Origin of the sequence: Kutzneria sp. NPDC051319, from assembly GCF_040682195.1 — a bacterium.
Taxonomy (GTDB): domain Bacteria; phylum Actinomycetota; class Actinomycetes; order Mycobacteriales; family Pseudonocardiaceae; genus Kutzneria.
This window is the reverse complement of record NZ_JBFBAM010000077.1, coordinates 14,488-37,730: the sequence shown is the minus strand read 5'-3', so window position 1 is coordinate 37,730 and position 23,243 is coordinate 14,488. Positions and strand designations below refer to the sequence as shown.

General features: G+C 70.0%; 19 protein-coding genes. 10 read left to right on the top strand and 9 right to left on the bottom strand.

Annotation, left to right across the window (positions count from 1 at the left end; genetic code table 11):
* Positions 1-2: 2 nt before the first annotated feature.
* A complete protein-coding gene (locus AB0M73_RS41890; RefSeq protein WP_363903865.1) occupies positions 3-881 on the bottom strand; it encodes an aminoglycoside phosphotransferase family protein in 879 nt (292 codons plus the stop codon).
* Between the two features lie 96 nt (positions 882-977).
* On the bottom strand, positions 978-2,198 hold the full coding sequence (locus AB0M73_RS41885; protein WP_363903862.1) for a glycosyl hydrolase family 8: 1,221 nt from the start codon (positions 2,196-2,198) through the stop codon (positions 978-980).
* A gap of 212 nt (positions 2,199-2,410) precedes the next feature.
* Between AB0M73_RS41885 and AB0M73_RS41880 the strand changes: the two genes are divergently transcribed.
* On the top strand, positions 2,411-4,831 hold the full coding sequence (locus AB0M73_RS41880) for an alkaline phosphatase family protein (protein WP_363903859.1): 2,421 nt from the start codon (positions 2,411-2,413) through the stop codon (positions 4,829-4,831).
* Positions 4,831-5,391, top strand: coding sequence for a histidine phosphatase family protein (locus AB0M73_RS41875; RefSeq protein ID WP_363903856.1), 561 nt, complete (start codon positions 4,831-4,833; stop codon positions 5,389-5,391). Before AB0M73_RS41880 ends, AB0M73_RS41875 begins: the two co-directional genes overlap by 1 nt.
* Positions 5,392-5,410: 19 nt before the next feature.
* Here AB0M73_RS41875 and AB0M73_RS41870 read toward each other — a convergent pair whose 3' ends face one another.
* Positions 5,411-6,583, bottom strand: coding sequence for an RtcB family protein (locus tag AB0M73_RS41870; protein WP_363903885.1), 1,173 nt, complete (start codon positions 6,581-6,583; stop codon positions 5,411-5,413).
* A 96-nt stretch (positions 6,584-6,679) separates the two neighbouring features.
* Complete coding sequence (locus AB0M73_RS41865) at positions 6,680-9,808, bottom strand: S8 family peptidase (protein ID WP_363903853.1); 3,129 nt, start codon at positions 9,806-9,808, stop codon at positions 6,680-6,682.
* Positions 9,809-10,047: 239 nt separating this feature from the next.
* On the opposite strand from AB0M73_RS41865, the gene AB0M73_RS41860 reads away from it, so the two are divergent.
* Positions 10,048-11,340 carry an MFS transporter gene (locus AB0M73_RS41860; protein ID WP_363903850.1) on the top strand — a complete coding sequence of 431 codons (1,293 nt, stop codon included), beginning with the start codon at positions 10,048-10,050 and terminating at the stop codon, positions 11,338-11,340.
* A 78-nt stretch (positions 11,341-11,418) separates the two neighbouring features.
* Here AB0M73_RS41860 and AB0M73_RS41855 read toward each other — a convergent pair whose 3' ends face one another.
* Genes AB0M73_RS41855 through AB0M73_RS41845 form a run of 3 tightly spaced genes read right to left on the bottom strand, consistent with a single transcriptional unit; the run spans position 11,419 to position 14,560 of the window.
* Positions 11,419-12,897, bottom strand: a complete 1,479-nt coding sequence (locus AB0M73_RS41855; protein WP_363903847.1) for an aldehyde dehydrogenase (NADP(+)) — start codon at positions 12,895-12,897, stop codon at positions 11,419-11,421.
* The gene (locus AB0M73_RS41850; protein ID WP_363903844.1) at positions 12,894-13,718 is read right to left on the bottom strand and encodes an NAD(P)-dependent oxidoreductase; all 825 of its coding nucleotides are present in this window, start codon (positions 13,716-13,718) and stop codon (positions 12,894-12,896) included. The genes AB0M73_RS41855 and AB0M73_RS41850 overlap by 4 nt, the downstream gene beginning before the upstream one ends.
* A gap of 50 nt (positions 13,719-13,768) precedes the next feature.
* On the bottom strand, positions 13,769-14,560 hold the full coding sequence (locus AB0M73_RS41845) for an IclR family transcriptional regulator (protein WP_363903841.1): 792 nt from the start codon (positions 14,558-14,560) through the stop codon (positions 13,769-13,771).
* A 405-nt stretch (positions 14,561-14,965) separates the two neighbouring features.
* Between AB0M73_RS41845 and AB0M73_RS41840 the strand changes: the two genes are divergently transcribed.
* The 4 genes from AB0M73_RS41840 to AB0M73_RS41825 all read left to right on the top strand — a co-directional run bounded on the left by AB0M73_RS41840 (position 14,966) and on the right by AB0M73_RS41825 (position 19,068).
* Positions 14,966-15,871 (top strand): 5-dehydro-4-deoxyglucarate dehydratase, encoded by a 906-nt coding sequence (locus AB0M73_RS41840; protein ID WP_363903838.1) that lies wholly within the window; start codon positions 14,966-14,968, stop codon positions 15,869-15,871.
* Positions 15,868-17,127 carry a glucarate dehydratase family protein gene (locus AB0M73_RS41835; RefSeq protein ID WP_363903835.1) on the top strand — a complete coding sequence of 420 codons (1,260 nt, stop codon included), beginning with the start codon at positions 15,868-15,870 and terminating at the stop codon, positions 17,125-17,127. Before AB0M73_RS41840 ends, AB0M73_RS41835 begins: the two co-directional genes overlap by 4 nt.
* On the top strand, positions 17,124-18,260 hold the full coding sequence (locus AB0M73_RS41830) for a hypothetical protein (RefSeq protein WP_363903832.1): 1,137 nt from the start codon (positions 17,124-17,126) through the stop codon (positions 18,258-18,260). Before AB0M73_RS41835 ends, AB0M73_RS41830 begins: the two co-directional genes overlap by 4 nt.
* A 220-nt stretch (positions 18,261-18,480) precedes the next feature.
* Positions 18,481-19,068, top strand: coding sequence for a Uma2 family endonuclease (locus tag AB0M73_RS41825; RefSeq protein ID WP_363903828.1), 588 nt, complete (start codon positions 18,481-18,483; stop codon positions 19,066-19,068).
* Here AB0M73_RS41825 and AB0M73_RS41820 read toward each other — a convergent pair.
* Positions 19,057-19,530: a hypothetical protein gene (locus tag AB0M73_RS41820; protein ID WP_363903825.1), complete on the bottom strand. Its 474-nt coding sequence runs from the start codon at positions 19,528-19,530 to the stop codon at positions 19,057-19,059. The genes AB0M73_RS41825 and AB0M73_RS41820 overlap by 12 nt on opposite strands.
* A gap of 86 nt (positions 19,531-19,616) precedes the next feature.
* Here AB0M73_RS41820 and AB0M73_RS41815 point away from each other — a divergent pair, with 86 nt between their 5' ends.
* From AB0M73_RS41815 to AB0M73_RS41805, 3 genes are all read left to right on the top strand, one after another.
* Entirely contained in the window at positions 19,617-20,051 is a 435-nt protein-coding gene (locus AB0M73_RS41815; protein ID WP_363903822.1) for a hypothetical protein, read from the top strand.
* Positions 20,048-20,665, top strand: coding sequence for a hypothetical protein (locus tag AB0M73_RS41810; RefSeq protein ID WP_363903819.1), 618 nt, complete (start codon positions 20,048-20,050; stop codon positions 20,663-20,665). Before AB0M73_RS41815 ends, AB0M73_RS41810 begins: the two co-directional genes overlap by 4 nt.
* 132 nt (positions 20,666-20,797) lie before the next feature.
* Complete coding sequence (locus AB0M73_RS41805) at positions 20,798-21,322, top strand: hypothetical protein (protein WP_363903816.1); 525 nt, start codon at positions 20,798-20,800, stop codon at positions 21,320-21,322.
* A 141-nt stretch (positions 21,323-21,463) separates the two neighbouring features.
* Here the strand turns inward: AB0M73_RS41805 and AB0M73_RS41800 are convergent, their stop codons facing one another.
* Complete coding sequence (locus AB0M73_RS41800) at positions 21,464-23,122, bottom strand: fumarate hydratase (protein ID WP_363903813.1); 1,659 nt, start codon at positions 23,120-23,122, stop codon at positions 21,464-21,466.
* Between the last annotated feature and the right edge of the window lie 121 nt (positions 23,123-23,243).

Below are 23,243 nucleotides of genomic sequence, written 5' to 3'. Positions count from 1 at the left end.
CCTCAGGCCGCCAGCGAGGTGCGCAGCAGCAGCTCGCTGGCGGCCAGCCAGGTCGGGCTGGGCAGGCTGCCGTGACGGAAGGCGAACCAGCCCAGCGTGCGCAGCACGTTGTGGGCGGAGTAGGCCCACAGCAGCTCGGGTTCCATGACCCGGCGCAGGTGACGGCGGAGCTCGGTCGAGGTGCGGGTCTGGTCGGTGCCGATGCGCAGGGCGAACCAGAGGGTGACGAGGTCGGCCCGGCGGTCGCCGGGGCGCCAGCCGTCCCAGTCGATGACGCCGGACAGGCCGCCGGCGAGGAAGAGCATGTTGCCGAGACCGTAGTCGGTGTGCACGACGTCGTCGGCCGGCAGACGGGAGAGGTCCAGGCCGCCGGCGAAGGACTCGATGTGGCGAACGAGATCGGCCGCTCGTGGCGAATGTGCGACCAGTGCGCGCTTTCGTGGCGTCCAGTGGCCGGGATCGGCCAGGTCGCGGTGGATCTGCTCGCCCCACGACATGCGGGGTGACGACAGCCCTTGAGCGGCGCCGGCGTGCAGCTCGACCAGGTCGATGAGCGCCTCCAGCTGATCGACGTCCAGCTCGTCGGAGGGCGAACCCGGCAGCTTCTCCTGCACGTAGAAGGCGATGTCGTCGAGCCGGTCGGCGGCGATCACGCGCGGCACGGGATAGCGCAGCGACCGCAGGCGTGAGGTCACTTCGACCACCTCGTGCGGCCACAAGTGCGGATGCCACGTCCACTTCACCACGTACCGGCCGCGGCCGGCGACCGTGGCCTCGACCGCGCCGTGCTCGCCGGACAAGGGCTTGACTCTGCTGAAACCGAGACCGCACGCCTGCGCGATCACCGGCAGCGCGCGGTCGGCATCGGTGCCGCCTCTCATGGGCGCACAGTGTGGACGAAAATACTGAATCGGTCCACCTCCGGCTCGGGGAGCGCCGAAGGTGGACCGAAGTGATGGCCCTTCAGTGGCGGAACATCAGGACGCAGGTGTCCAGTAGTCGCCGGCCATCACGATGTAGACGAGCATCTTGATCGTCTCGCCGTAGTAGGTGTCCTGGAACGGGTTGGTGGCCAGGTACTTCCACAGCGCGTCGGTCCACACCTGGTCGCCCGCGGCCATCGCGGCCACGCCCACCGGGTCGTTGGCGCACTCGCACTGGTCACCGGTGTTGCTCGGGGTGCCGTCCAGCTTGGTGTGCGGGTAGATCTTGGCCGGGTTGCCGCCGGCCTTGGCCTTGTAGCTGTTGGACTCGTTGGTGGCCACCGACTTCGCCACCGCGCTGCCGTAGACCAGCGCGTCGGTGCCCATGTGCCACGGCACGCGCACGGAGTTGTAGCCGACGATGTTGTCCGGCTGGCTCTCCTGGTAGTTGGCCGGCGCCGGCTTCGGCGCGCTGCCGTTGGCCCCGACAACGAAGTCCGACAACAAGTTGGCGGTCGCCGAGTACTTGGCGGTGAACGCCTTGATCACGGCCTCGGTGCGGGTGATCACCTTGTTCCAGTCGTGCGCGGTGTCGTAGGCCGCGAACGCCCGCAGGTGGTCCAGCATGAAGTCGGACGGCCGGGTGTCGGTGTTCGGGCCGTCGTCCTCGCACTTGAGGTGGCCGTCCGGGGCCACGTCGGCGGCGTAGAACTTGGCCAGCCAGTCCTTGGCCGCTGAGGTGTAGCCGCCCCACTGCTTGTCGGCCAGCATCAGGCCGTAGCCGATGTCCAGGTCGCCGTCGGTGGCGGCGTCGGGAGTGCCGGAGTCCGCGTACTTGCAGGTGGACCCGTTGATCTCCCACATCATCATGCCCTGGCTGTCGCGGTGGTCCTGCACGACCTTCCACAGGCCGTCGAACTCCGCCTTGGCGTCGGCGTCATAGCCGGCCATCAGCGGCACGATGTTCATGCCGTAGCCCTGGGCCTCGGACACCGTGCCCTTGCCCGGCGCGTCGCCGGTCGCGTAGACGAGGTAGCCGCCACAGGCCGACCGCAGGTACGCCTTCTTCCAGGAGTCGTACTGCTTCTTGACCGCCGCGTCCCGGTCGGCCTCGCTGGCCGAAGGCATGACCCCGGTCTTGTACGTGACGTGCGTGGGGAAGGGGTGGCTCACGCCGGCGGCTGCGGCGGGGGCTGCCGTGGAGACCAGCACGGACAGGGAAATCGTCGCGGCAGCGGCGGCCACCGCCGCCAGCCGACCGGATCGATCGCGCATCGCTCGCTCCTGGTTAGGAAAGTTTCTTAACTAATCGGCGGCCTAGTCAGAGTGACGGCGGTGTCGCTGTCTGTCAAGGGAGGTCTAGACCTCTTGGGAAGGGTGGGCCGAGGGGAACATTCGTCCGAACGGCCCGTGAACCATTGCGACGGGCGCGGGCGTGGTGTCTGCTGAGCGCGTTCATCCGTGTGAACCGGGAGGACAGGAGCACCATGGCCGGGATCTCGCGTCGCCGCCTACTGGGATCCGTGGCCGGCGTGGCCGGCGCCGGCGCGCTCGCGTCCGTGCTGCCGCCCAATCTCCGCAAGGCCCTGGCCGCCACCGGGACCGGGACCCTGCGGGACATCAAGCACATCGTGGTCCTGATGCAGGAGAACCGGTCGTTCGACCACTACTTCGGCACCATGCCGGGTGTTCGCGGCTTCGACGACCCGGACGCCGTCACGCTGTCCACCGGCCGCTCGGTCTTCTACCAGCCCGACGCCAAGAACCCGGACGGCTACCTGCTGCCGTTCCACCTCGACACCCTGCGCACCAGCTCGCAGGCCATTCCGTCCACCAGCCACGCCTTCGCCGTGCAGCACTCGGCGGTCAACGGCGGCAAGATGGACAACTGGCTGCCCGCCCACCGGGCCGCCGACGGTGACGGCAACGGCCCGTACACCATGGGCTACTACACCGAGGACGACATCCCGTTCCAGTGGGCGCTGGCCCGCGAGTTCACGGTGTGCGACGCCTACTTCTGCTCGGTGCTCGGCCCCACCTGGCCCAACCGGCTCTACCACTGGAGCGGCACCATCGACCCGGCCGGCCGGCACGGCGGGCCCATCACCAGCAACATCGTGCCGTCCCCGTACACCTGGACCACCTACCCGGAGCGGCTGACCGCCGCCGGCGTCAGCTGGCACGTGTACCAGCAGGAGGACGACTACGGCTGCAACCCGCTGGAGTTCTTCAAGGCCTACCAGGACGCCGGGCCGAACTCCCTGCTGCACCAACACGGTCTGGCCATCGGGCCGGCCGACCGGTTCGAGTACGACGCGCGGCACGACCGGCTGCCGACCGTCTCGTGGATCATCCCGACCTCGCCGCAGTGTGAGCACCCCGACTACATTCCGGCCGCCGGGGCCGACTTCGTGGCCGGCAAACTCGATGCCATCGCGGCGAATCCCGACGTGTGGGCCACAACCGTGGTGGTGCTGAACTACGACGAGAACGACGGCCTGTTCGACCACATGGTGCCGCCCATGCCGCCGGCCGGCACGCCGGACGAGTTCGTCAACGGCCTGCCCATCGGCGCCGGCATCCGCGTGCCGTGCACCATCGTCTCGCCGTGGACCCGCGGAGGTTACGTTGCCACGGAACCGTTCGACCACACGTCCGTGCTGCGCCTGATCGAAGCCGTCACGGGTGTTCGTGAGTCCAACATCAGCGACTGGCGCCGGCGGACCTTCGGCGACCTCACTTCCGCCCTCGGTCTCGGGCACAGCGCCCAGCCCCTGCCGCCGTTGCCTGCGACCAAGGCCCCGTTGTGGCAGGCCGAGCACAACGTCAAACACCTGCCACGGGCCCAGATTCCCGGCGCCGCCCAGACTCCGCCGCACCAGGGCGTTCGCAGCCGTATCGACGAGACCCTCACGACCCATGCCGCCGACTTCCCGCACGGCGTCGCCGGCACCAGCTTCCCCGGCACACAACTGTTGGCCCGCAACAAGGCCGCCGGCGAGGCCGCGCCGGCCGACAAGCGGGCCTACGTCACCGGCATCGTCGCCTACAGCGTGTCGGTCATCGACACCGGCACCGGCAAGCTGTTGTCCACCGTGCAGGGGCCCATCAATCCCTACGGCATCGCGGCTTCGCCCGACGGACAGCACCTGTACGTCACTGAATCCGGCGCCGACAAGGTGTGTGTGCTCAGCACCCGCACCGGCGGCATCGTCGGCACCATCACCGTCGGCCTGTACCCGCACGGCATCGCCGCCTCACCCGACGGCCGGTTCCTGTACGTCGCCAACACCGGTCCCGACACCGGCGCGGGCGGCTCCGAGTCGGTGTCCGTGATCGACGCCAGGACCAACACCGTGGTCGGCGAGATCAGCGTCGGCCTTGCGCCCCAGTCGGTTTCCGTCAGCCCCGACAGCTCGATCCTGTACGTCTCGTGCCAGGACGGCCTGTGGATCGTCGACACCGCCTCCCGTCGCGTCCGGGCCTGCCTGCCCGGTCTGGCCAAGGCCCACGGCATCACCGCCTGCCCCGGCGGCCGGCACGTGTACGTGGCCAACACCTGGCACGACAGCGTGTCCCTTGTGGACTCCGCCAGTCATGCCGTGAAGGCCACCATCGACGTCGGCCGCTCGCCGTGGAACATCGCCTTCCGCCCCGACGGCTCCGTCGCCTACGTCACCAACGCCAACTCCGACACCGTCTCCGTGATCGACACCTCCCGCCGCGCCGTCACCGCCACCGTCCAGGTTGGACACATCCCCACCGGCATCACCGCCACCCACGACCAGATCTGGGTCACCAACAACGCCTCCAGCACCGTCAGCAAGATCGATGCCGCCACGTTGAAGGTGGTTGCCACCACCGAACTCGGCCTCAGCACCGAACCGGCGGGCATTACCCTGGTCTGATGATCGTCCTGGTCCGCCACGCCGAGTCCGTCCATCCGACCCCGGACGGCCCTGACGACTACCACCGCCCACTGGCTTTGTGCGGTTTGGCCCAGGCCGCTGACCTCGTCGCCGAGTTGGCCGCTCTCCGTCCCACCTCGATCGCCAGCAGCCCCTACCTACGGGCCGTGCAGACCGTCCAGCCCCTCGCCGACGCCTTGGGCCTACCCGTGCTCACCGATCACGCCCTGCGGGAATGGGATTCCGGCCTGCCCCCGACTCCCGACTGGGCCCGCCACTACGCACAAAGCTGGGCCGACCCCACTTTCGCCCGCCCCGGCGGCGAAAGCCTCAACCAGCTCACCGCCCGCGCCGTCACCGCCCTGCGCTCCCTGGCCACCCACGCCGCGACCGCCCCGGGTCTCCTCGGCGGCCCGGTCATCGTCGGCAGCCACGGCACCTTCGTCTCCCGCGCCCTGCTCGCCTTCGGCGCCCCCGTCGACTGGCCGTTCAGCCGCGCCATGCCGTCGCCGGCGATCTACCGCATCACCGACACCGACATCATCGGGCCGGGGCTGTGACACAGCCCCGGCCCGATGCTCAGCCCTTCACGCAGATGACCTGCTTCAGCTTGGCCACGACCTCCACGAGATCCGCCTGGTTCGCGATCACTTCGTTGATGTCCTTGTACGCGGACGGAATCTCGTCGATGACGCCGGTGTCCTTGCGGCACTCGACGCCCTTGGTCTGCTCGATGAGGTCGGTGCGCTTGAACATCTTGCGCGCCTTGGTGCGGGACATCCGGCGGCCGGCGCCGTGCGACGCCGACTCGAAGGAGTCCGGGTTGCCCAGGCCGCGCACGATGTAGGAGCCGGTGCCCATGGAACCCGGGATGATGCCCAGGTCCCCGTTGCCCGCCCGGATCGCGCCCTTGCGGGTGACCAGCACGTCCTCCCCGAAGTGCTTCTCCTCCGCCACATAGTTGTGGTGGCAGCTGATCGGCTCGTCGAAGCGGACGTGCTTGTACCGCTTGCGCAGCACGTCGCTGATCAGGCGCAGCATGACGGAGCGGTTGCGCCGCGCGTACTCCTGCGCCCAGTACAGGTCGTGCCGGTAGGACGCCATCTCCGGCGTGCCGGCCAGGAACACGGCCAGCTCGCGGTCCGGCAGCTCCTCGTTGTGGGCCAGCGTGCGGGCCACCGCGATGTGGTGCTGCGCCAGCTCGTTGCCGATGTTGCGGGAGCCGGAGTGCAGCATCACCCAGACCCGCTTGGACGTGTCCAGGCAGACCTCGATGAAGTGGTTCCCGCCGCCCAACGTGCCGAGCTGGTTGACCGCACGCTCCGCGCGCGCCTTCACCGCCGGCGTCAGGTCCTCGAACCGGGCCCAGAACTGCTTCCAGTCGCCCGCGTCCCGCTCCCCGAACGCCGCCTCCTTGTGCGCGCCGAACCCGACCGGCACCGCCTTCTCGATCTCCGAGCGGATGCCCGCCAGATCACCGGGCAGGTCGTTGGCCGTCAACGAGGTCCGCACCGCCGTCATGCCGCAGCCGATGTCCACCCCCACCGCCGCCGGCGACACCGCGTCCTTCATCGCGATCACCGAGCCCACGGTCGCCCCCTTGCCCAGGTGGACGTCCGGCATCACGGCGACGTGCTTGACCACCCAGGGCAGGGCCGAGATGTTGCGCAGCTGCTGCAGAGCGGCGGGCTCGACCTCGTCGACCCGCGTCCACATCTTGATGTCCACGTGCTTCCCGGGCACGGTCGTCATCGCCATGCCGCACAGGCTAGGACGCCAGGAGCCGGAACGCGATCGAGTTAAGAAGCCGCGTGGCTGATCGGAATCGGCCACGCGGCTCGCGTACGGCTAGCGCAGCAGGTAGGCGTCGATGATCGTCTGCTCGACCGAGTTGCCGGCACGGTCGGCGGCGGTGGCCTTGAGGGAGACGGACTTGGCGTTGTCGGGGTGGTTGAGGACGGCGTAGCCGCCGGCCGCCAGGGCGGGCTTCCAGGTGGCGCCCTGGTCGTAGGAGACCTGGAGGGATTGCAGGCGCTGCTTGGAAGAGGTGCCGGGCTGGTCCTGTATGGACACGGGCAGCAGGAAGGGGCCGCGAGGGGCGGCGCCGTTGGCGTCCAGGGTGGGCGTGAACCGCACGGCGGAGACGGGGTACTGGGACACGCCGGCCTTGGGAGCGCCCTGGAAGGTCCAGGTGGCGCTGACCTTGGTGGCCTGGGCGTGACCGGTCCGGGTGGCCTCGGTGGTCACGCGGTAGGTGGCCTTGCCGGCGGGGAGGGTGAAGCGGCCGACGCCGGCCTGGTCGGTCTGGCCGAACAGGACACCGTCGCGGTACAGCTTGGTCGACGCCGAGGTGGTGGCGGAGAAGCCGGCGTAACCGCTGCCGTCGCCGAACAGGGGCGTTGCCACGACCATGAGGTCACCACGCTGCTGCACCCACAGGTCGTCCCGGGTGTCGGGGAAGGCGGGCCCGAAAACGCCGTGGTAGAAGGACTCCGAGTAGCTGTGGCCGGGGGCGTAGGACTTGACCGGACCCTCGAAGTCCTCGTAGTTGTCGCCGGGCAGGCTCACGCGGCGGGCCCAGTCGGCGTTGTCGCCGCCGAAGAACTCCTTGTGCACGCCGGCCTTGACGGCGAAGGGCTGGTCGAAGCCCCACTCGTTGCGGGCGTTGTGCGGCATGGAGGTCAGCCACACGTAGGACGGATCGGTGACGTTGCCGACCTCGACGTCGACGGTGGCGAGGTCCTTGGCCTTGACCACTGTGGACAGTCCGGTCTGCGCGCCGCCCCTGCGGTACCAGGCCAGACCGTAGAAGCCGGTGTCGCCGGCCCAGGTGGTGGCCACCTCGCCGGTGGCCTCGCCGGCCGGGGCGTCGGGACCGAGCTGCGCGAAGCCGATGTCGCCGATGTAGCCGCTGCGTTCGAGGTTGGTGATGGTCCATCGGTTGGCCCCGGCGACGCGCTGGAACCCGATCTTCAGCTGCGCCAGCTGCGCGCTGGGGTCGGGCATCTTGACGTCGAGCGGCTTGGCTGTGCGGGCGTCGAGGTCGATGGTGATCGGCCCCCGGATGCTCAGGTTGGGTGCGCTGATCACGTCGTAGCCGTTGGTCGACGACGTCTCGACGGAGCCGGACAGCAGGTACCGGCTGGCCGGCAGGCGCTGAACCACCTTGCCGTCCACGAAGTCGCCCGGGAACACGCCCTCGCCGGTGTCCACATTGGACAGGAAGAAGTTGGCGAAGGACGGTGCGGCGCCGGTGCGGTCGTGGGCGGTGAAGGTGACGTCGTAGCTCTCGACCTCGAGGTCGATCTCGACCGCCGTGCGCACGCTCGTGGCGCCGCTGCTGGCGACCACGGCCCCGCCGAACTTGCCGCCGGCCGGGGCCTTGCTCACCTCGGCGGTGACGGTGGCCTTGGCCGTGCCGCCGGCCGGGACGACCAGTTGGGCCGGCGACACGCTGAACACGCCGCCGTTGGTGTCCATCTTCAGGTCGAGCGTCACGGGCGCGGTGCCGGTGTTGGCATACGTGACGTCCTTGGTGGCCGCAGGCTTGCCGGTGTGCGGCCACTGCTGGGGCCCGAAGCTGAGACTGACCGGCTGGCTGGTCACGGTCTGGGTGAGCACCTTCGCCGAGTCCACGCGGCCGGCGCCCTGCTCGAACGGGGTCGCGCCCGGGGTGGGTGTGCTCGCCCCGACCAACAGAGCCTTGAGCTGCGAGCCGTTCAGGTCGGGGTGCTGCTGGGCCAGCAGCGCGGCCGCGCCGGCCACGTGCGGGGTGGCCATGGACGTGCCGGACAGCTTGGTGTAGCCGTCGGCGGCCGGGTCGCCGATGGTGGCGGTCGAGCTCAGGGCCGCGGTGATGTCCACGCCGGGCGCGGTGATGTCGGGCTTGATCATGCCGCCCTCGATACGCGGGCCGCGGCCGGAGAACTCGGCGATCTTGTTGTCACGGTCGACCGCGCCGACCGTCAGCGCGGCGTCGGCGCTGCCGGGGGAGTCGATGGTGCCGGTAACCGGGCCGTAGTTGCCAGCGGCGACCACAAAAAGCGTGCCGTACTTGGCCGACAGCGTGTTGACGGCCTCTTCGATCGGGTCGATGTCGGGGCCGTTGTCGCTGCCGAGGCTCATGTTGATGACCTTGGCGCCGTTCTCGGCGGCCCACTGCATGCCCTCGATGATGCCCGAGTCGGCACCGGAACCGTTGTCCCCCAGCACCTTCACGTCAAGAATGCGCGCGCCCGGGGCGACGCCCCGGTACTTGCCGCCGGACTTCGCGCCGGTGCCGGCGACGATCGAGGCCACGTGCGTGCCGTGGCCGAAGTGGTCCTTGTCGTCGGGGGAGCCGGAGAAGTTCTTCTCGCCGATCTCCTGCGTCGCCAGGTCGGGGTGGGTGTTGTCCACGCCCGTGTCGAGCACGGCCACGGTCACGCCGGTGCCGGTGTAGCCGGCCGCCCACGCCGTCGGAGCGCCGATCTGCGGGACGCTGTGGTCGAGGGTGGCGTGTCGCTGGCCGTCGAGCCAGATCTTGGCGATGCCGCTGCTCTTCAAAGCCGCGTTGCTCCGCAGCGACGACCCGGTCAAGCTGTGCCAGAACGTGGCCGGATCCGCCTTCACGGCCGTGCTGTTGATGCTCGACAGATCCAGAGAACCGGCCGTCCGGGCCAGGGCCCGCTGCGACCCCGAGTACTGGACGATCAGCGGCAGCGTGCCGTGGTAGGCCCGCAGCGCGTCGACGTCGAACAGCCGCGGGTCGACGGTCTTGGCCGCCAGCAGCGGCATCGCGTCCTCGGGGATCACGTAGCTGTGGCCGGGGGTCTGGTAGCTGGAGAACCGCACGTTCTCCCGGCCGGGGGCCGGCATCAGCCGGCCGGGGCCGCCGTTCGCCGCCGGCACGACCTTGTCCCCGGTCAGCAGGGTGACCGCCTCGGCCGGCCGCGACGGTGTCGACGATGCCTCGGCTACCGCCGGAAGCCCAGCCATGGCAAGGAAAGCCGCGAGCAAGATGCCACCACGCCGACGGCGCACAGTACCTCCCGGTGAGCAGGGTTTGCCGGAACGTAATGGGCCGGTCATGGGATCCACAAGCGCCGTCCGGGCTACTCTCCGCAACTTGTTTTAACTCTTGTAGAAAGTGGTTGATTTTCTGGCCGCCGCAGTGGGCCCGGAGCGGACATTCACACGTTCTTGACACGGCAACCGTGTGCGATCAAGGTGTCGGCATGAGTGACAGTGACGTGGCTCTCATCCGCACCCAGCGGCTGCGCGCCGCGGTCGCGAGCACCATCGGCACATCCATCGAGTGGTACGACTTCTTCCTCTACGGCACCGCGGCGGCGCTGATCTTCCCGCACCTGTTCTTCCCGGACAGCGCACCCTACGCCGGCGTGCTGGCGGCGTTCGGCACGCAGTTCGTGGGCTTTGCCGCACGGCCGATCGGCGCGGCGGTGTTCGGCCACTTCGGGGACCGGATCGGCCGCCGGGGCACACTGATCTGGACGCTGCTGACGATGGGCATCGGCACGCTCCTGATCGGCTGCCTGCCCACGGCCGGCTCGATCGGCGTCGCGGCCCCGATCCTGCTGACGGTCCTGCGCATCGCCCAGGGCATCGGTGTCGGCGGCGAGTGGGGCGGCTCCGTGCTGCTGGCCATGGAGTGGGGCGACCAGCGCAAACGTGGACTGATGGCCAGTCTGCCGCAGCTGGGCGTGCCGATCGGCCTGCTGCTGTCGACCGGCGTGGTGCGCCTGATCTCCAGCTGGGCCGGCGACGGCTTCCTGGCCTGGGCCTGGCGGATCCCGTTCCTGCTCAGCGTGGTGCTGATCGGCATCGGTCTGTACGTGCGGATGCGGGTGCTGGAGTCGCCGCAGTTCGAGACCGTGGTGGCCAAGGAAACCGTGGTGCGCCAACCGGTCTGGCGGGCGATCGTGGAGCACCCGCGGGAGATCCTCAGCGCCGCCTTCCTGCGCATGTCCGAGCAGGCGCCGTTCTACCTGTTCATCACCTTCGTGCTGACCTACGGCACCAAGCAGCTCGGCCTGAAGCAGGACGATCTGCTGGGTTACACGATGATCGCCGCCGCGGCCGGGGTGATCTGTGTGCCCCTGTTCGGCTGGCTGTCCGACCGCATTGGCCGGAAACTCATGTACGGCATCGGAATCGTGTGCGTCGGTCTGTACGCGTTCCCGTACTTCGGCCTGCTGGACACCAAGGTCTCCGGCCTGGTGCTGATCGGCATCGTGGTTTCCCTTGTGCTGCACGCCATGCAGTACGGCCCGCAGGCGGCCCTGATCGCCGAGTCCTTCGGCGCCAACGTGCGCTACTCCGGCGCCGGCCTCGGCTACCAGCTGGCCTCGGTCATCGCCGGCGGCCCGGCACCGCTGATCGCCGCCGCCATCCTGCTCAACACCCACTCCAGCACGTGGATCAGTTGGTACATCGTCGGCTGCGCCGTCGTGGCCATGCTCGCCCTGCTGGCCCTGCCCCAGCGAGCCACCGCCGAGCAAACCCAATGACGTGAAGGGACCATTCCTCCACTCCGAGTGGAGGAATGGTCCCTTCCGAACGCCAGACCAACCGTCAGGCGGCGTTGGCTACTTGGTGCCCAGCACGCCGTCGAAGCGGCGGGGGATGCCGAGCGGGTTGCCGGCCTGGAGCTCCGGTGGGAGCAGCTCCTCGGGCCAGCTCTGGTACGACACCGGCACCAGCCAGCGCCGGATCGCCGTGGAGCCGACGGAGGTGAACAGCGCGTTGGTCGTGGCCGGCCACGGGCCGCCGTGCTGCATGCCCCACGCCACGGCCACGCCGGTCGGCCAGGCGTTGAAGATCAGCCGCCCGGCGACGGCCTGCAGGGCCCCGCCGATCCGGCCGGCCAGCGCGTGCTCGTCGGAAGAGGCGTGCACGGTGGCGGTCAGCGACCCCGGCAGCTGGGGCAGAACGTCCAGCAGCTCCTCGGGATCGGTGTAGGTGACGACCACACCGGCCGGCCCGAAGTGCTCCTCGGACAGGGTGCCCAGGTTGGCGGCGAAGGTCTTCAGCTCGGTGGTGAACAGCTTCGGCGCCACGGAGAAGCCCTCGGCCGGGTCACCGCCCGTCGCCGCCAGCTCGACGAGATCGCCGGCGGCCAACGAGTCGACCCCGGACTGGTAGCCCTGCTGCATGCGCTCGTTGAGCATCGGGCCGCCGGTGGACGCCGACACCGCCGCGGCCAGCGCCTCGACCATGGACGCGGGCGCGAACGTCAGGCCCGGGTTGGTGCAGAACTGGCCCACGCCGAGGGTCAGCGACCCGGCGAAGCCGGTGGCGGTCTCCGGGGTCGCCGCGCCCGGCAGGATCACCGTCGGGTTGACGCTGCCCAGCTCGCCGTAGAACGGGATCGGGTCGGGACGGCCGCTGGCCAGGTCGAACAGGGCCCGCCCGCCGCCGGTGGACCCGGTGAAACCGACGGCCTTGACCGACGGGTGCTTGACCAGCGCTGGGCCGGCCTCCAGCCCCTGCACGATGCCGAACACGCCGTCCGGCAACGAAGCCGCCACGATCCGGGCCGTCTCGGCCGAGGTCGTCGGGTGCGACGGGTGCGCCTTGACGATCACCGGCGACCCGGCGGCCAGCGCCGAGGCGGTGTCGCCACCGGCGACGGAGAAGGCGAACGGGAAGTTGCTCGCGGCGAACACGCCGACGACGCCGATCGGCCGCAGGATGCGGCGCAGCTCGGGCCGCGGCGGCACGGTGGTGGCGTCCGCGGTGTCGAGGGTGGCTTCGAGGTAGCTGCCCTCGCGCAGCACGGAAGCGAACAGCCGCAACTGGTTCGTGGTCCGCTTCAGCTCGCCCGACAGGCGGGGGGTGCCCAGCGCGGTCTCACTGTCCGCAGTGGACACCAGCAGCTCGGACTCCGCGTCCAGCGCGTCGGCGACCCGCTCCAGCGCCTCGGCCCGCTCGGCCGAAGTCGTTGCCGACCAACCGGAAGCGACGGCCTTGGCGACGATGGCGTCCAGCTCCGTGTCCGAAGTGGACGGAATCGGCGAACCGAAAGCCTCTCCGGTGCGAGGGTTGTAGCCCTGCACAGCGGTCATCGGGTTTCCTCCTTGACGGCGGTGTCCCAGGCGGAAGTCACCCAGACGCCGCCAACGTAGTTCAGCTCGGGGCCGTCCGGGGCGGGCATGCCGTGCTCGGCGATGACCTCCTCGGCGTACCGCTCCGAGTCGTCCTCCGACTGATATCCCAACGCTTTGGCCTCGTCGAGCGATACCCAGCGGCGGGTGTTGTCGGACACGCCCCAGATGACCCGGTACCCGGGCGAGGGGGTGGCCAAACAGGCCTCCAGCATGCGGGCGCAGTCGTCGGGCGACAGCCAGGTGGACAGCATCCGGACGTCACGCGGCTTCTCGAAGCAGGAGCCGATCCGGATGGCGATCACGTCGAGGCCGTAGCGGTCGGAGTACAGCGCGCCCAGGGCCTCCACGGCGACCTTGCTGACGCCGTAGTAGGTGTCGGGGCGCGGGAAGGCGTAGTCGGGCGTGTCCTGCGCGCCGCGGCGGGTGTAGCCCGCGGCGTGGTTGGAGCTGGCCAGGATGACGCGCTTGACGCCGTTGCGCCGCGCGGCCTCCAGTACCGTGTGGGTGCCGTCGATGTTGACGGTCAGGATGTCCTTCCACGGCTGTTCCAGGCTGTGCCCGCCGAGGTGGATGACGGCGTCGACGCCCTTGCAGGCGGCCTCCATCGCGGCCTGGTCGGTCACCGAGCCGGTGAGCAGCTCGACGTTCTCGCCGTCAGCGGCGGCCGGCAGCTCGCCGATGTCCAGCAGCCGCAGGGTCCGGCCGGCGGCGGCGAGCCTCGGCCGCATCAGCGTGCCCACGCCGCCGGCCGCGCCAGTGATCAGGATGCGTTCGGTCACGGGATGTGGCCTCCATGTTGCAAACGTTTACAATTGCTTCAGAACGGTACTCAGCGACCGAACTGACGCAAGACCTCGGTGATGGTCCGGGCGGCGGCGAGCAGCGCCCCGACGACCTGGCGCTCGTGGTCGGCGTCCAGCCGGCCGAGCGGCACCGAGCAGCTCATCGCGTCGATGACCGGGTTGCGGTACGGCAGCGCGACGGCGAAACAGCCGAGTCCGGGGGTGTTCTCCTCGCGCTCGTGCGCGTAGCCCTCGGCGTGGAACCGGGCGAGTTGCGCGTGCAGCTCGTTGCGGTCGGTCACGGTGTTCGGGGTGAGCGGTTCCAGGTGCTCCGGCAGCAGCGCGTCCACCTCGGGACGGCTGCGCTCGGCCAGCACGGCCTTGCCCAGCGAGGTGGCGTGGGCGGGCAGCCGCCGGCCGACGCGGGACACCACGCGCAGGTGGTGCTCCGACTCGCGGCTGGCCAGGTAGACCACGTCCGCGCCGTCGAGGCGGGCCAGGTGCACGGTCTCGTTGATCTGCTGGCGGACCTGCTCCATCACCCGGATGGCGGTGCGCACGACCGGGTCGTGGTCCAGGTACGACGTGCCGACCAGCAGCGCCCGCACGCCGATGCCGTAGCTGCCACGCTGCGGGTCGACCTCCACCCAGCCGCGGCTGACCAGGGTCTGGAGCAGCATGTACAGGCTGGACTTGGGGTAACTGAGCTCCTTGTGCAGCTCGGTCAGCGTGAGCTGGCGCTCGGAGCGGGACATGACCTCGAGCAACTCGACGGTTCGATCCGCCGATTTCACCGCCGCCGGCCTGGTCGGGGCCGTGCTGTCGACTGCCTCTGACATCTGATCGGCCTCCAGGACCTTGACACACGGTGGTTCTGATTCTTACAGTCCGTGCCAACGTTCACAAGTACGACCGGCATTCAGATACGTGAACCGCGAGGAGAGGGTCAATGGCAGCCCCGATCTCCAGGCAGTCGGCCTACCGGGCCGCGCCAGGGATCGCGGACGCAGCCAGGGCCCCATCCTCAGGATGGATCACCTGAATGTGGTCGCGACAGGCGTGGGCTCGACGGCTAACGGCGGCGGTGTCGTTGAGTCCCACAAGCCCGCGAGGCGGTGCCCGACGCACCGCCTCGCGGGTACCCACCCTTTGGGTCGAGGGATGACCGCGTCGTGGCGTGTAAACGTTTTCACAAGCAACGATCGTCACGGATGCCGTCACAGGGCGAAGTCGAGAGGTCTGGAATGCAACTGGATGGAGTGCTGTTCTTCCCGGTGACCCCGTTCACCCCCGACGGGGAGGTCGCGGAGGACGTGCTCGCCGAGCACGTCAAGCACGGCGTCGCGGCCGGCCCCGGCGGCGTGTTCGTGGCCTGCGGCACCGGTGAGTTCCACGCCCTCGAGCCCGAGGAGTTCGAGCGCACGGTGCGCGTCGCCGTCGAGGCGACCGCCGGGCGCGTGCCGGTCTTCGCCGGCGCCGGCGGCTCCCTCCCGATGGCCCGCAAGTTCGCGGCCGCCGCCGAGCGCGCGGGTGCGGACGGCATCCTGCTGCTGCCCCCGTACCTGGTCGGCTGCCCGGCGCCCGGCGTGGCCCGGTACGTCACCGAGGTCGCGGCGTCCACCCAGCTGCCGGTGATCGTCTACCAGCGCAACAACGCCGTCTTCACGCCCGAGGCCGCGGTCGAGGTGGCCAAGCTGCCCAACGTGATCGGCTTCAAGGACGGCATCGGCGACCTGGACCTGATGCAGCGCATCGTGCTGTCCGTGCGTGAGGCCGTGGACAAGCCGTTCCAGTTCTTCAACGGCCTGCCCACCGCCGAGATGACCCAGCCGGCCTACCGCGGCATCGGCGTCGAGCTCTACAGCTCCGCCGTGTTCTGCTTCGCGCCGGAGATCTCCCTGGCGTTCTACAAGGCTGTCACGGCCGGCGACAGCGACAAGGTCAACGCCCTGCTGCACGGCTTCTACAAGCCGCTGGTCGAGCTGCGCGACAAGGTGCCCGGCTACGCCGTGTCCCTGGTCAAGGCGGCCGTCTCGCGCGGCGGGCTGGACGTCGGCGGCGTGCGGCCGCCGCTGCTGGACCCGACCGAGGAGCACCTGGCCGAGCTGGACCGGATCATCGAGGCCGGCCGGAAGCTGATCGCCGAATGAAGATCACCGAGATCGTCCTGACCCCGATCGCGTTCCGCGACCCGCCGCTGCTGAACTCCGTCGGTGTGCACGAGCCGCTGGCCCTGCGCACGATCGTCGAGATCCACACCGACGAGGGTGTCAGCGGTCTCGGCGAGACCTACGGCGACGCCGGGCACCTGGAGCGCACCCGCAAGGTCGTGCCGTCCCTGATCGGGCTGGACGTCTACGACCTCAACGGCCTGCACGCGGCGGTGGCCGCCGGGCTGGGCGGCGTGATCGGCTCCGATCAGCACGGCCTGACCGGCCAGATGTCCAGCATCGGCACGGTCGATCGGGTCTTCTCCCCGTTCGAGGTGGCCTGCCTGGACATCCAGGGCCGCCACCAGGGGCGGCCGGTGGTGGACCTGTTGGGCGGCAAGGTGCGCGACGCCGTGCCGTACAGCGCCTACCTGTTCTACAAGTGGGCCGGGCACCCCGGCGCCGAACCCGATCAGTGGGGCGAGGCGCTCGACCCGGCCGGCATCGTGGCCCAGGCACGCCAGCTGATCGACGAGTACGGCTTCGGCTCGATCAAGCTCAAGGGCGGCGTTTTCCCGCCCGAGGAAGAGATCGCGGCCATCCACGCGCTGCACGAGGCGTTCCCGAACACTCCGCTGCGGCTGGACCCCAACGCGGTGTGGACGCCGGACACCTCGGTGAAGGTCTACGAGCAGCTCGACGGCGTGCTGGAGTACCTCGAAGACCCGACGGCGAACATCGAAGGCATGGCCGAGGTGGCAAGCCGTATCGACATGCCCTTGGCCACCAACATGTGCGTGGTGTCCTACGACCACCTGCCGCCGGCGATCCGGCAGAACGCCATCCAGGTGCTGCTGTCGGACCACCACTACTGGGGCGGGCTGACCCGGTCGCGGAGCCTCGCGCTGTTGTGCGAGACCTTCGGCATCGGGCTGTCCATGCACTCCAACTCGCACCTGGGCATCAGCCTGGCGGCGATGACGCACCTGGCCGCCGCCACCCCGAACCTGCGCTACGCCTGCGACACACACTATCCGTGGAACAGCGCGGACGACGTCGTGAAGCCGGGCGCACTGTCCTTCGTGGACGGTGCGGTGCCCGTGCCGAGCGGGCCCGGCCTGGGGGTCGAGCTCGATCGGGACGCGCTTGCCGTGGCGCATCAACGTTTCCTGGACACCGATATCCGCAGCCGGGACGACACGGGCTACATGCAGAAGGTCGTGCCGTCGTACGAGAGGAAGAACCCCCGGTGGTGACCACGCTTGCCCACGCCTACACGTGGGACCTGGTCGGCGACGACGCCGCGGCGGAACGCTTCGCCGGTCTCGGTGTCGGCGCGGTCGCCCTGGCGGCTTCGTACCACACCACCCGGGCCGCCACGCCGCTGCACCCGCGGCACCGGATGGTCGACGCCCGGCACGCCGCGCTGTACACGCAGGTGCGCTCGGAAGCCTGGCAGGGCAAGCGACTCGCGCCGGCCGGACCGTCCTGGGTGGACGGTGACTCGTTCGCGGTGGCGGCCGACCGGCTGCGGGGCGTCGGGTTGCCCGTGCACGCCTGGACCGTGCTGACGCACTCCAGCCGGCTCGGCGACGCCAATCCGGATCTGGTCGTGCGGAACGCTTTCGGCGACTCCTATCCGTACGCGTTGTGCCCGGCGCAGGCGGATGTCGTGGAGTACTGCGAGACCCTGGTCTCGGAGATCGTCCACAGTGGACCGTTGGATGGCGTGGTGCTGGAGGCCTGCGGGCCGCTGGGCTTCATGCACGGCGGCCACCACGAGAAGACCGACGGCACCGACTGGTCGCCGGCCCAGACGCAGTTGCTGTCGCTGTGCTTCTGCGTGGCCTGTATCGGCCTTTACGGCGACGCCGGCATCGACGTGGTGGCGTTCCGCAACGCGGTCAAGGCCGGCGTCGACGGCAAGGCCGAGAGCGTCCGCGCGGCGCTGGGGGAGCAGCTCGCCGACACCGTTTCCGGCGTCAGGACCGGGCTTTCCCGTGGCCTGCGGGAGCTTCTGGTCGGCACGATCCGTTCGACGCTGCCGGACGCCAAGATCGTCGCCCACGCCGCGGCCGACGAGTGGGCCACCGGCCCGTTCGCCACCGTGGCCGGCGGGGTCGGGGCCGATGTCGACACCTTGACCTTCACCGCGTGGCCCGGGCCGGACGTCGCCCTGCCCGTGCTGAAGGCCTTGCAGGGCATCACCGACAAGGCCCTCGCCGCCTACGTGCTCGCGCTGCCGCCCCGCCCGGTCGACGGCGCCGCCCTGGCCGCCGAATGGCAGCAGTACCTCGACGCCGGCGCCTCCGAACTGCACGTGTACCACCCGGGCTTGGCCTCGCCGGGCCGTTTGGACGCCATCCGGGACGCCCTCTCCCGCGTATGACCGCAGTGACCGGGGCCTGATCAGCAGCAACGCGAGGCCCCGCCGGTGCTTCGCACGGTTGCTGGATTTCGACCGCCGCCAACCGGCGCAACCCACAACCTGGGCCGATGCGGCGGTCGAAATCCAGCAAGGGCGAGGCAGCGGTCACGAGGGGCCGAGCCGCGACGCCGGAGGCGGCGCCAAAAACGCAGTACCATGTGGTCACCTGGGAGGTGACCACATGTCCGCTTCGGTCTCGTTCGACCCGCTCGTCGAGCTGGCCGGCATGTGGACCACGGAGCTGGCCGAGCGCTACCTCCCGGACCCCGGCCTGCTGCCGAGCAGGTACGAGTGCGTTGACGGGAACCTGATCTTGAGCCCGTACGAGGCAGGCCCGAACGTGTACGCCGCGGACGAGTTGCGCGGCCTGTTCAAGGGGCCGGCCCGGGCCGTCGGCCTGCGCGTGTACACCACCGTGAATCTCCAAATGACCGCGCAGCGGTGGATCCAGCCCGACATCACCGTGATGCGCGCGCCGGTGATGAGCACCTGGGCCCAAGCGGCGGACGCGATCGTGGTTGGTGAGTTCGTGTCGCCCTCCTCGCGCCAGCGCGACCGGCTGGACAAGCCGGCCATGTGTGCCCGCGAGGGCATCCCGTACTACCTGCGCGGCGAGGTCGACCTGCGCACCGAGACCGCCACCCTGTGGTTCTACCGGCTGGCCGACGGCGAGTACCAGGAGGTCGCCGTGGCCCACACCGGCGGCGTCTTCGAGATCGCCGAGCCGTTCCCGGTCTCCTTCGACCCCATCCAGCTGCTAGACCTGTGACCGCACCTGCACGGCCCGCTGCTGCGTGATGAAGCGCTGGATGCCCAGCGTCACCGCCAGGTAGAGCACGATCGTCGACGACCCCAGCCCGGCCGGCGCGCCCTGCTGCTCGGACAGGTAGTCGATGCCGAAGTGCAGGCCGACCGCCACCAGCCACAGCACCAGCGTGACCCAGGTGCCCCGCCGCCAGACCTCGTTGTCCTGGATCCACAGCTTCGTCGTATATGCCCGAAGTGTGCCGAACACCGCTCCCGACACCAGGCCGGCCAGCAACAGCAGCACCACGACCGTCGTCGGCGGATGACCCGACAGCACCGGGTACGCCTGGAAAACCCCGACCACCAGCAGGATCACGGTGAGCCGCATGCCGCCGTCCTCGCGCACCCGCCGCGGCTGCAGCTGCCGCCACAGCAGCAGGGCCAGGACCGCCAGGCCGATCAGCACGTTCACGCCGACGTTCACGCCCCGGATCATGGCCGTGTGACGCCATCGGCGCTATCCGATTACTGCGATGCAACCCATCCCGGTGGTCGCTCCGTCCCTGGTGCATGAAGGCTCTGACGACAGTGGTCGGCGCGGGCGCGCTGGTGTTGGCGCTTGCCGCCTGCGGCCAGACCCGGACGACGACCCAGCCCGGCAGCGCCAACGGCATCGCACCCGCCGGCCAGGGCGGCAGCCTCCGCGACGTGCCGGCCACGCAGGTCGACATGTCCAAGCTGCCCCAGGGCTATCCCGCCCGGGTCCAGTTGGACGACAACGGCGCCACCCTGGCCGTGCAGGGTCAGGAGGGCGGGTGCGAGCATTCGAGCGCGGAGCTGGCCGCTCAGGACGCGGATGCCGTGCACGTGCTGCTCATCCGGAACCTCACCGACACCAACCGGGTCTGCACCAAGGAGTTGCGGCTCACGCAGCTGACCGTGCAGCTGGACAAGCCACTCGCCGACCGCAAGGTCGTGCTGGAGCAGAGGACGGTGCGGTCATGACCAAGCCAATCCCCGGGCGCCTGGCCGGCTCGCCCCAGCCGGCCGGGCGCCGCCCCCACTCCCGGCGGAGAGCCGCCCTGCCGCAGTTGTCAGGTCACCGCTGGCTGAGAACCGTGGCGCTGGGCGCCGGGCTCTTCGCCCTGGCCGCCTGCGGTTCTCCCGCGGCGACGAACGCCGCGCAAACCGGCCCGGACCAGACCAGCACGGTCTCGCCCGCACCGACCACCTCCACTTCCGTGCCACCGCCGACGACCTCAGGCGCCCCGGCCCCGCCTCCCGCCACTTCGGAGACGCCGCAGCCCAAGGCCACCGGTCCCACCGTGCCGCCCAACCAGGTCAGCTACACCCCGCCCGACGGCGTGCCCCAGACCGTGTGGCAGCAGGACGGCGGCAAGACCCTCGTCGTCATGGTGGAGGAGGGCGGCTGCGTCAAGATCGAGGCCCAGGTGGCCAAGCAGACCGCCGACGAGGTCGACATCACCGTGCTGACCATCGCCCAGACCCACCGCATCTGCCCGCTCTACGTCCGCGACGTCCCCGTCGCCGCCCACCTCGACGCACCGCTGGGCAGCCGCAAGCTCGTGCTGACCGCCCAAACCGGCACGCAACATTAACGACGTCGCCGGCGATAGAACCCGCGTGTGGCCCCTTTCCGGCGGCAGGGGTCGGGAAGGGGCCACACGCGACCTCGGCGAGAGGCGGTCGTGATGGCGGCACGGGTAGCGGGATGTCTGCTGGTGGCAGGCATGGCGACGCTGGTGGTGCTCATGCTGGTCGCGTCGCCGGACAAGGCGGCCGCGGGCGGCCCGGTCTTCGGCGTGATGCTGGCCGCCTACCTGGCCGCGTACCTGTACGGACGGCCGCGGCTGGCGGCCGTCGGGATCGGCGTTGCCGCTACGGCACTGTTGTTCGGCCTGGTGGCGATCGTCCCGCCGGTGCCCGGCTCCATCGCCCTGGCCGTGGTCTTCGCCGCCGCCGGCGCGGCCGTGGCGCTGTGGATCACCCGTGAGCCGGTCATGGCCCTGCACGCGGCCATGTCGTCCGTTCTGCTGACCGCGGCCGCCGCCTGGGCGCTGGTCTCCTACGGGCCCGAACGGTTCGTGCCGGACATGGTCGGCTCGGGCACCGCCGCCGCGAATCCGTTGCTGGAGAACCGCATCGAGGCACCCGACCCGTACGTCGGCCTGTTGGCCATCGGCGCGTTGTTGGCCATCGTGATCGTGGCGGCGCAACGGGTTCGGGTCGTGGCGGCCCGCCCCGTCAGTACATGACCACACCCGCCGACACGGTGATGTCCTCGCCGGTGATGCCAGCCGAGCCGTCGCTCGCGCGTCGGGGGGAGACCGGGCTGACCCGGATCCCCGGACGGACCGTGGCCGCCGATCCGGCGACCACGGTCCACGTGGGACCGGTTAGCGGCGGAAGGAGATCTGCAGGGTCGGGGCGGAGGTCTCGGAGAAGAAGTCGTTGCCCTTGTCGTCGACGACGATGAAGGCCGGGAAGTCCTCGACCTCGATCTTCCAGACGGCTTCCATGCCCAGCTCGGCGTATTCGAGCACGTCGACCTTGCGGATGCAGTCCTTGGCCAGACGGGCGGCCGGGCCGCCGATGGAGCCGAGGTAGAAGCCGCCGTGGGACTGGCAGGCGTCGGTGACCTGCTTGGAGCGGTTGCCCTTGGCCAGCATCACCAGGGAGCCGCCGGCGGCCTGGAACTGCTCGACGTAGGAGTCCATGCGGCCGGCGGTGGTGGGGCCGAAGGAGCCGGAGGCGTAGCCCTCGGGCGTCTTGGCCGGGCCGGCGTAGTAGACGGGGTGGTCGCGCAGGTACTGCGGCATGGCCTCGCCGGCGTCCAGGCGTTCCTTGATCTTGGCGTGGGCGATGTCCCGGGCCACCACCAGCGGGCCGGTCAGCGACAGCCGGGTCTTGACCGGCAGCGCCGCCAGGGTGCGCCGGATCTCGTCCATCGGCTGGTTGAGGTCGATGCGCACCACGTCGTCGGACAGCTGCTCGTCGTGCACCTCGGGCAGGAACTGCGCCGGGTCGTGCTCCAGCTGCTCCAGGAAGACGCCCTCGGCGGTGATCTTGGCCTTGGCCTGGCGGTCGGCCGAGCAGGACACCGCGATGCCGACGGGGCAGGAGGCGCCGTGCCGGGGAAGGCGAATGACCCGGACGTCGTGGCAGAAGTACTTGCCGCCGAACTGGGCCCCGATGCCGAACTCGCGGGTCATGGCCAGCACCTGCTGCTCCAGGTCGGTGTCCCGGAACGCGCGGCCGTCGGCGGAGCCCTCGGTGGGCAGGTTGTCCAGGTAGCGGGCCGAGGCCAGCTTGGCCGTCTTCAGGTTGTACTCGGCCGACGTGCCGCCGACCACGATCGCCAGGTGGTACGGCGGGCAGGCGGCCGTGCCCAGCGAGCGCAGCTTCTCGTCCAGGAACCGGGCCAGCCGCGTCGGGTTCAGCAGCGCCTTGGTCTCCTGGTACAGGAACGTCTTGTTGGCGCTGCCGCCGCCCTTGGCCATGAACAGGAACTCGTAGGCCGGTTCCTGGCCCGCCTTGTGGTACAGCTCGATCTGGGCCGGCAGGTTGGTGCCGGTGTTGCGCTCGTCCCAGAACGTCGTCGGCGACATCTGCGAGTAGCGCAGGTTCAGCTGCTGGTAGGCGTCGTAGATGCCCTCCGACAGCGCCGCCTCGTCGTCACCGCCGGTGAGCACCGTCTCGGTCCGCTTGCCCACCACGATCGCCGTGCCCGTGTCCTGGCACATCGGCAGCACCCCGCCCGCCGACACGCAGGCGTTGCGCAGCAGGTCGGTGGCCACGAACCGGTCGTTCCCGCTGGCCTCGGGGTCGTCGATGATGGCCCGCAGCTGCCGCAGGTGGCTGGTGCGCAGCAGGTGCTGGATGTCCTTGATCGCCTCACGGGCCAGCAGCCGCAGCGCCTCGGGCTCCACTTCGAGGAAGCGCCGCCCCGCCACCTCCGTCACCCGGACGCCGTCCGGGCTGACCAGTCGGTACTCGGTAGTGGTGTCCTTGCCCAACGGCAGCGGATCGACGTACTGGAACGAGGTGGTGGTCACGTTCGCGGGCTCCTGTGCTTGTGCCGCGCGTTCCGCGCGGGGCGAGGTCGCTGAAGATCCGGTCTCTTCGCCTAGTCCGGGAAAATCGCTGAAAAGACGCGATTTTCCCGGCCCGCGGCTC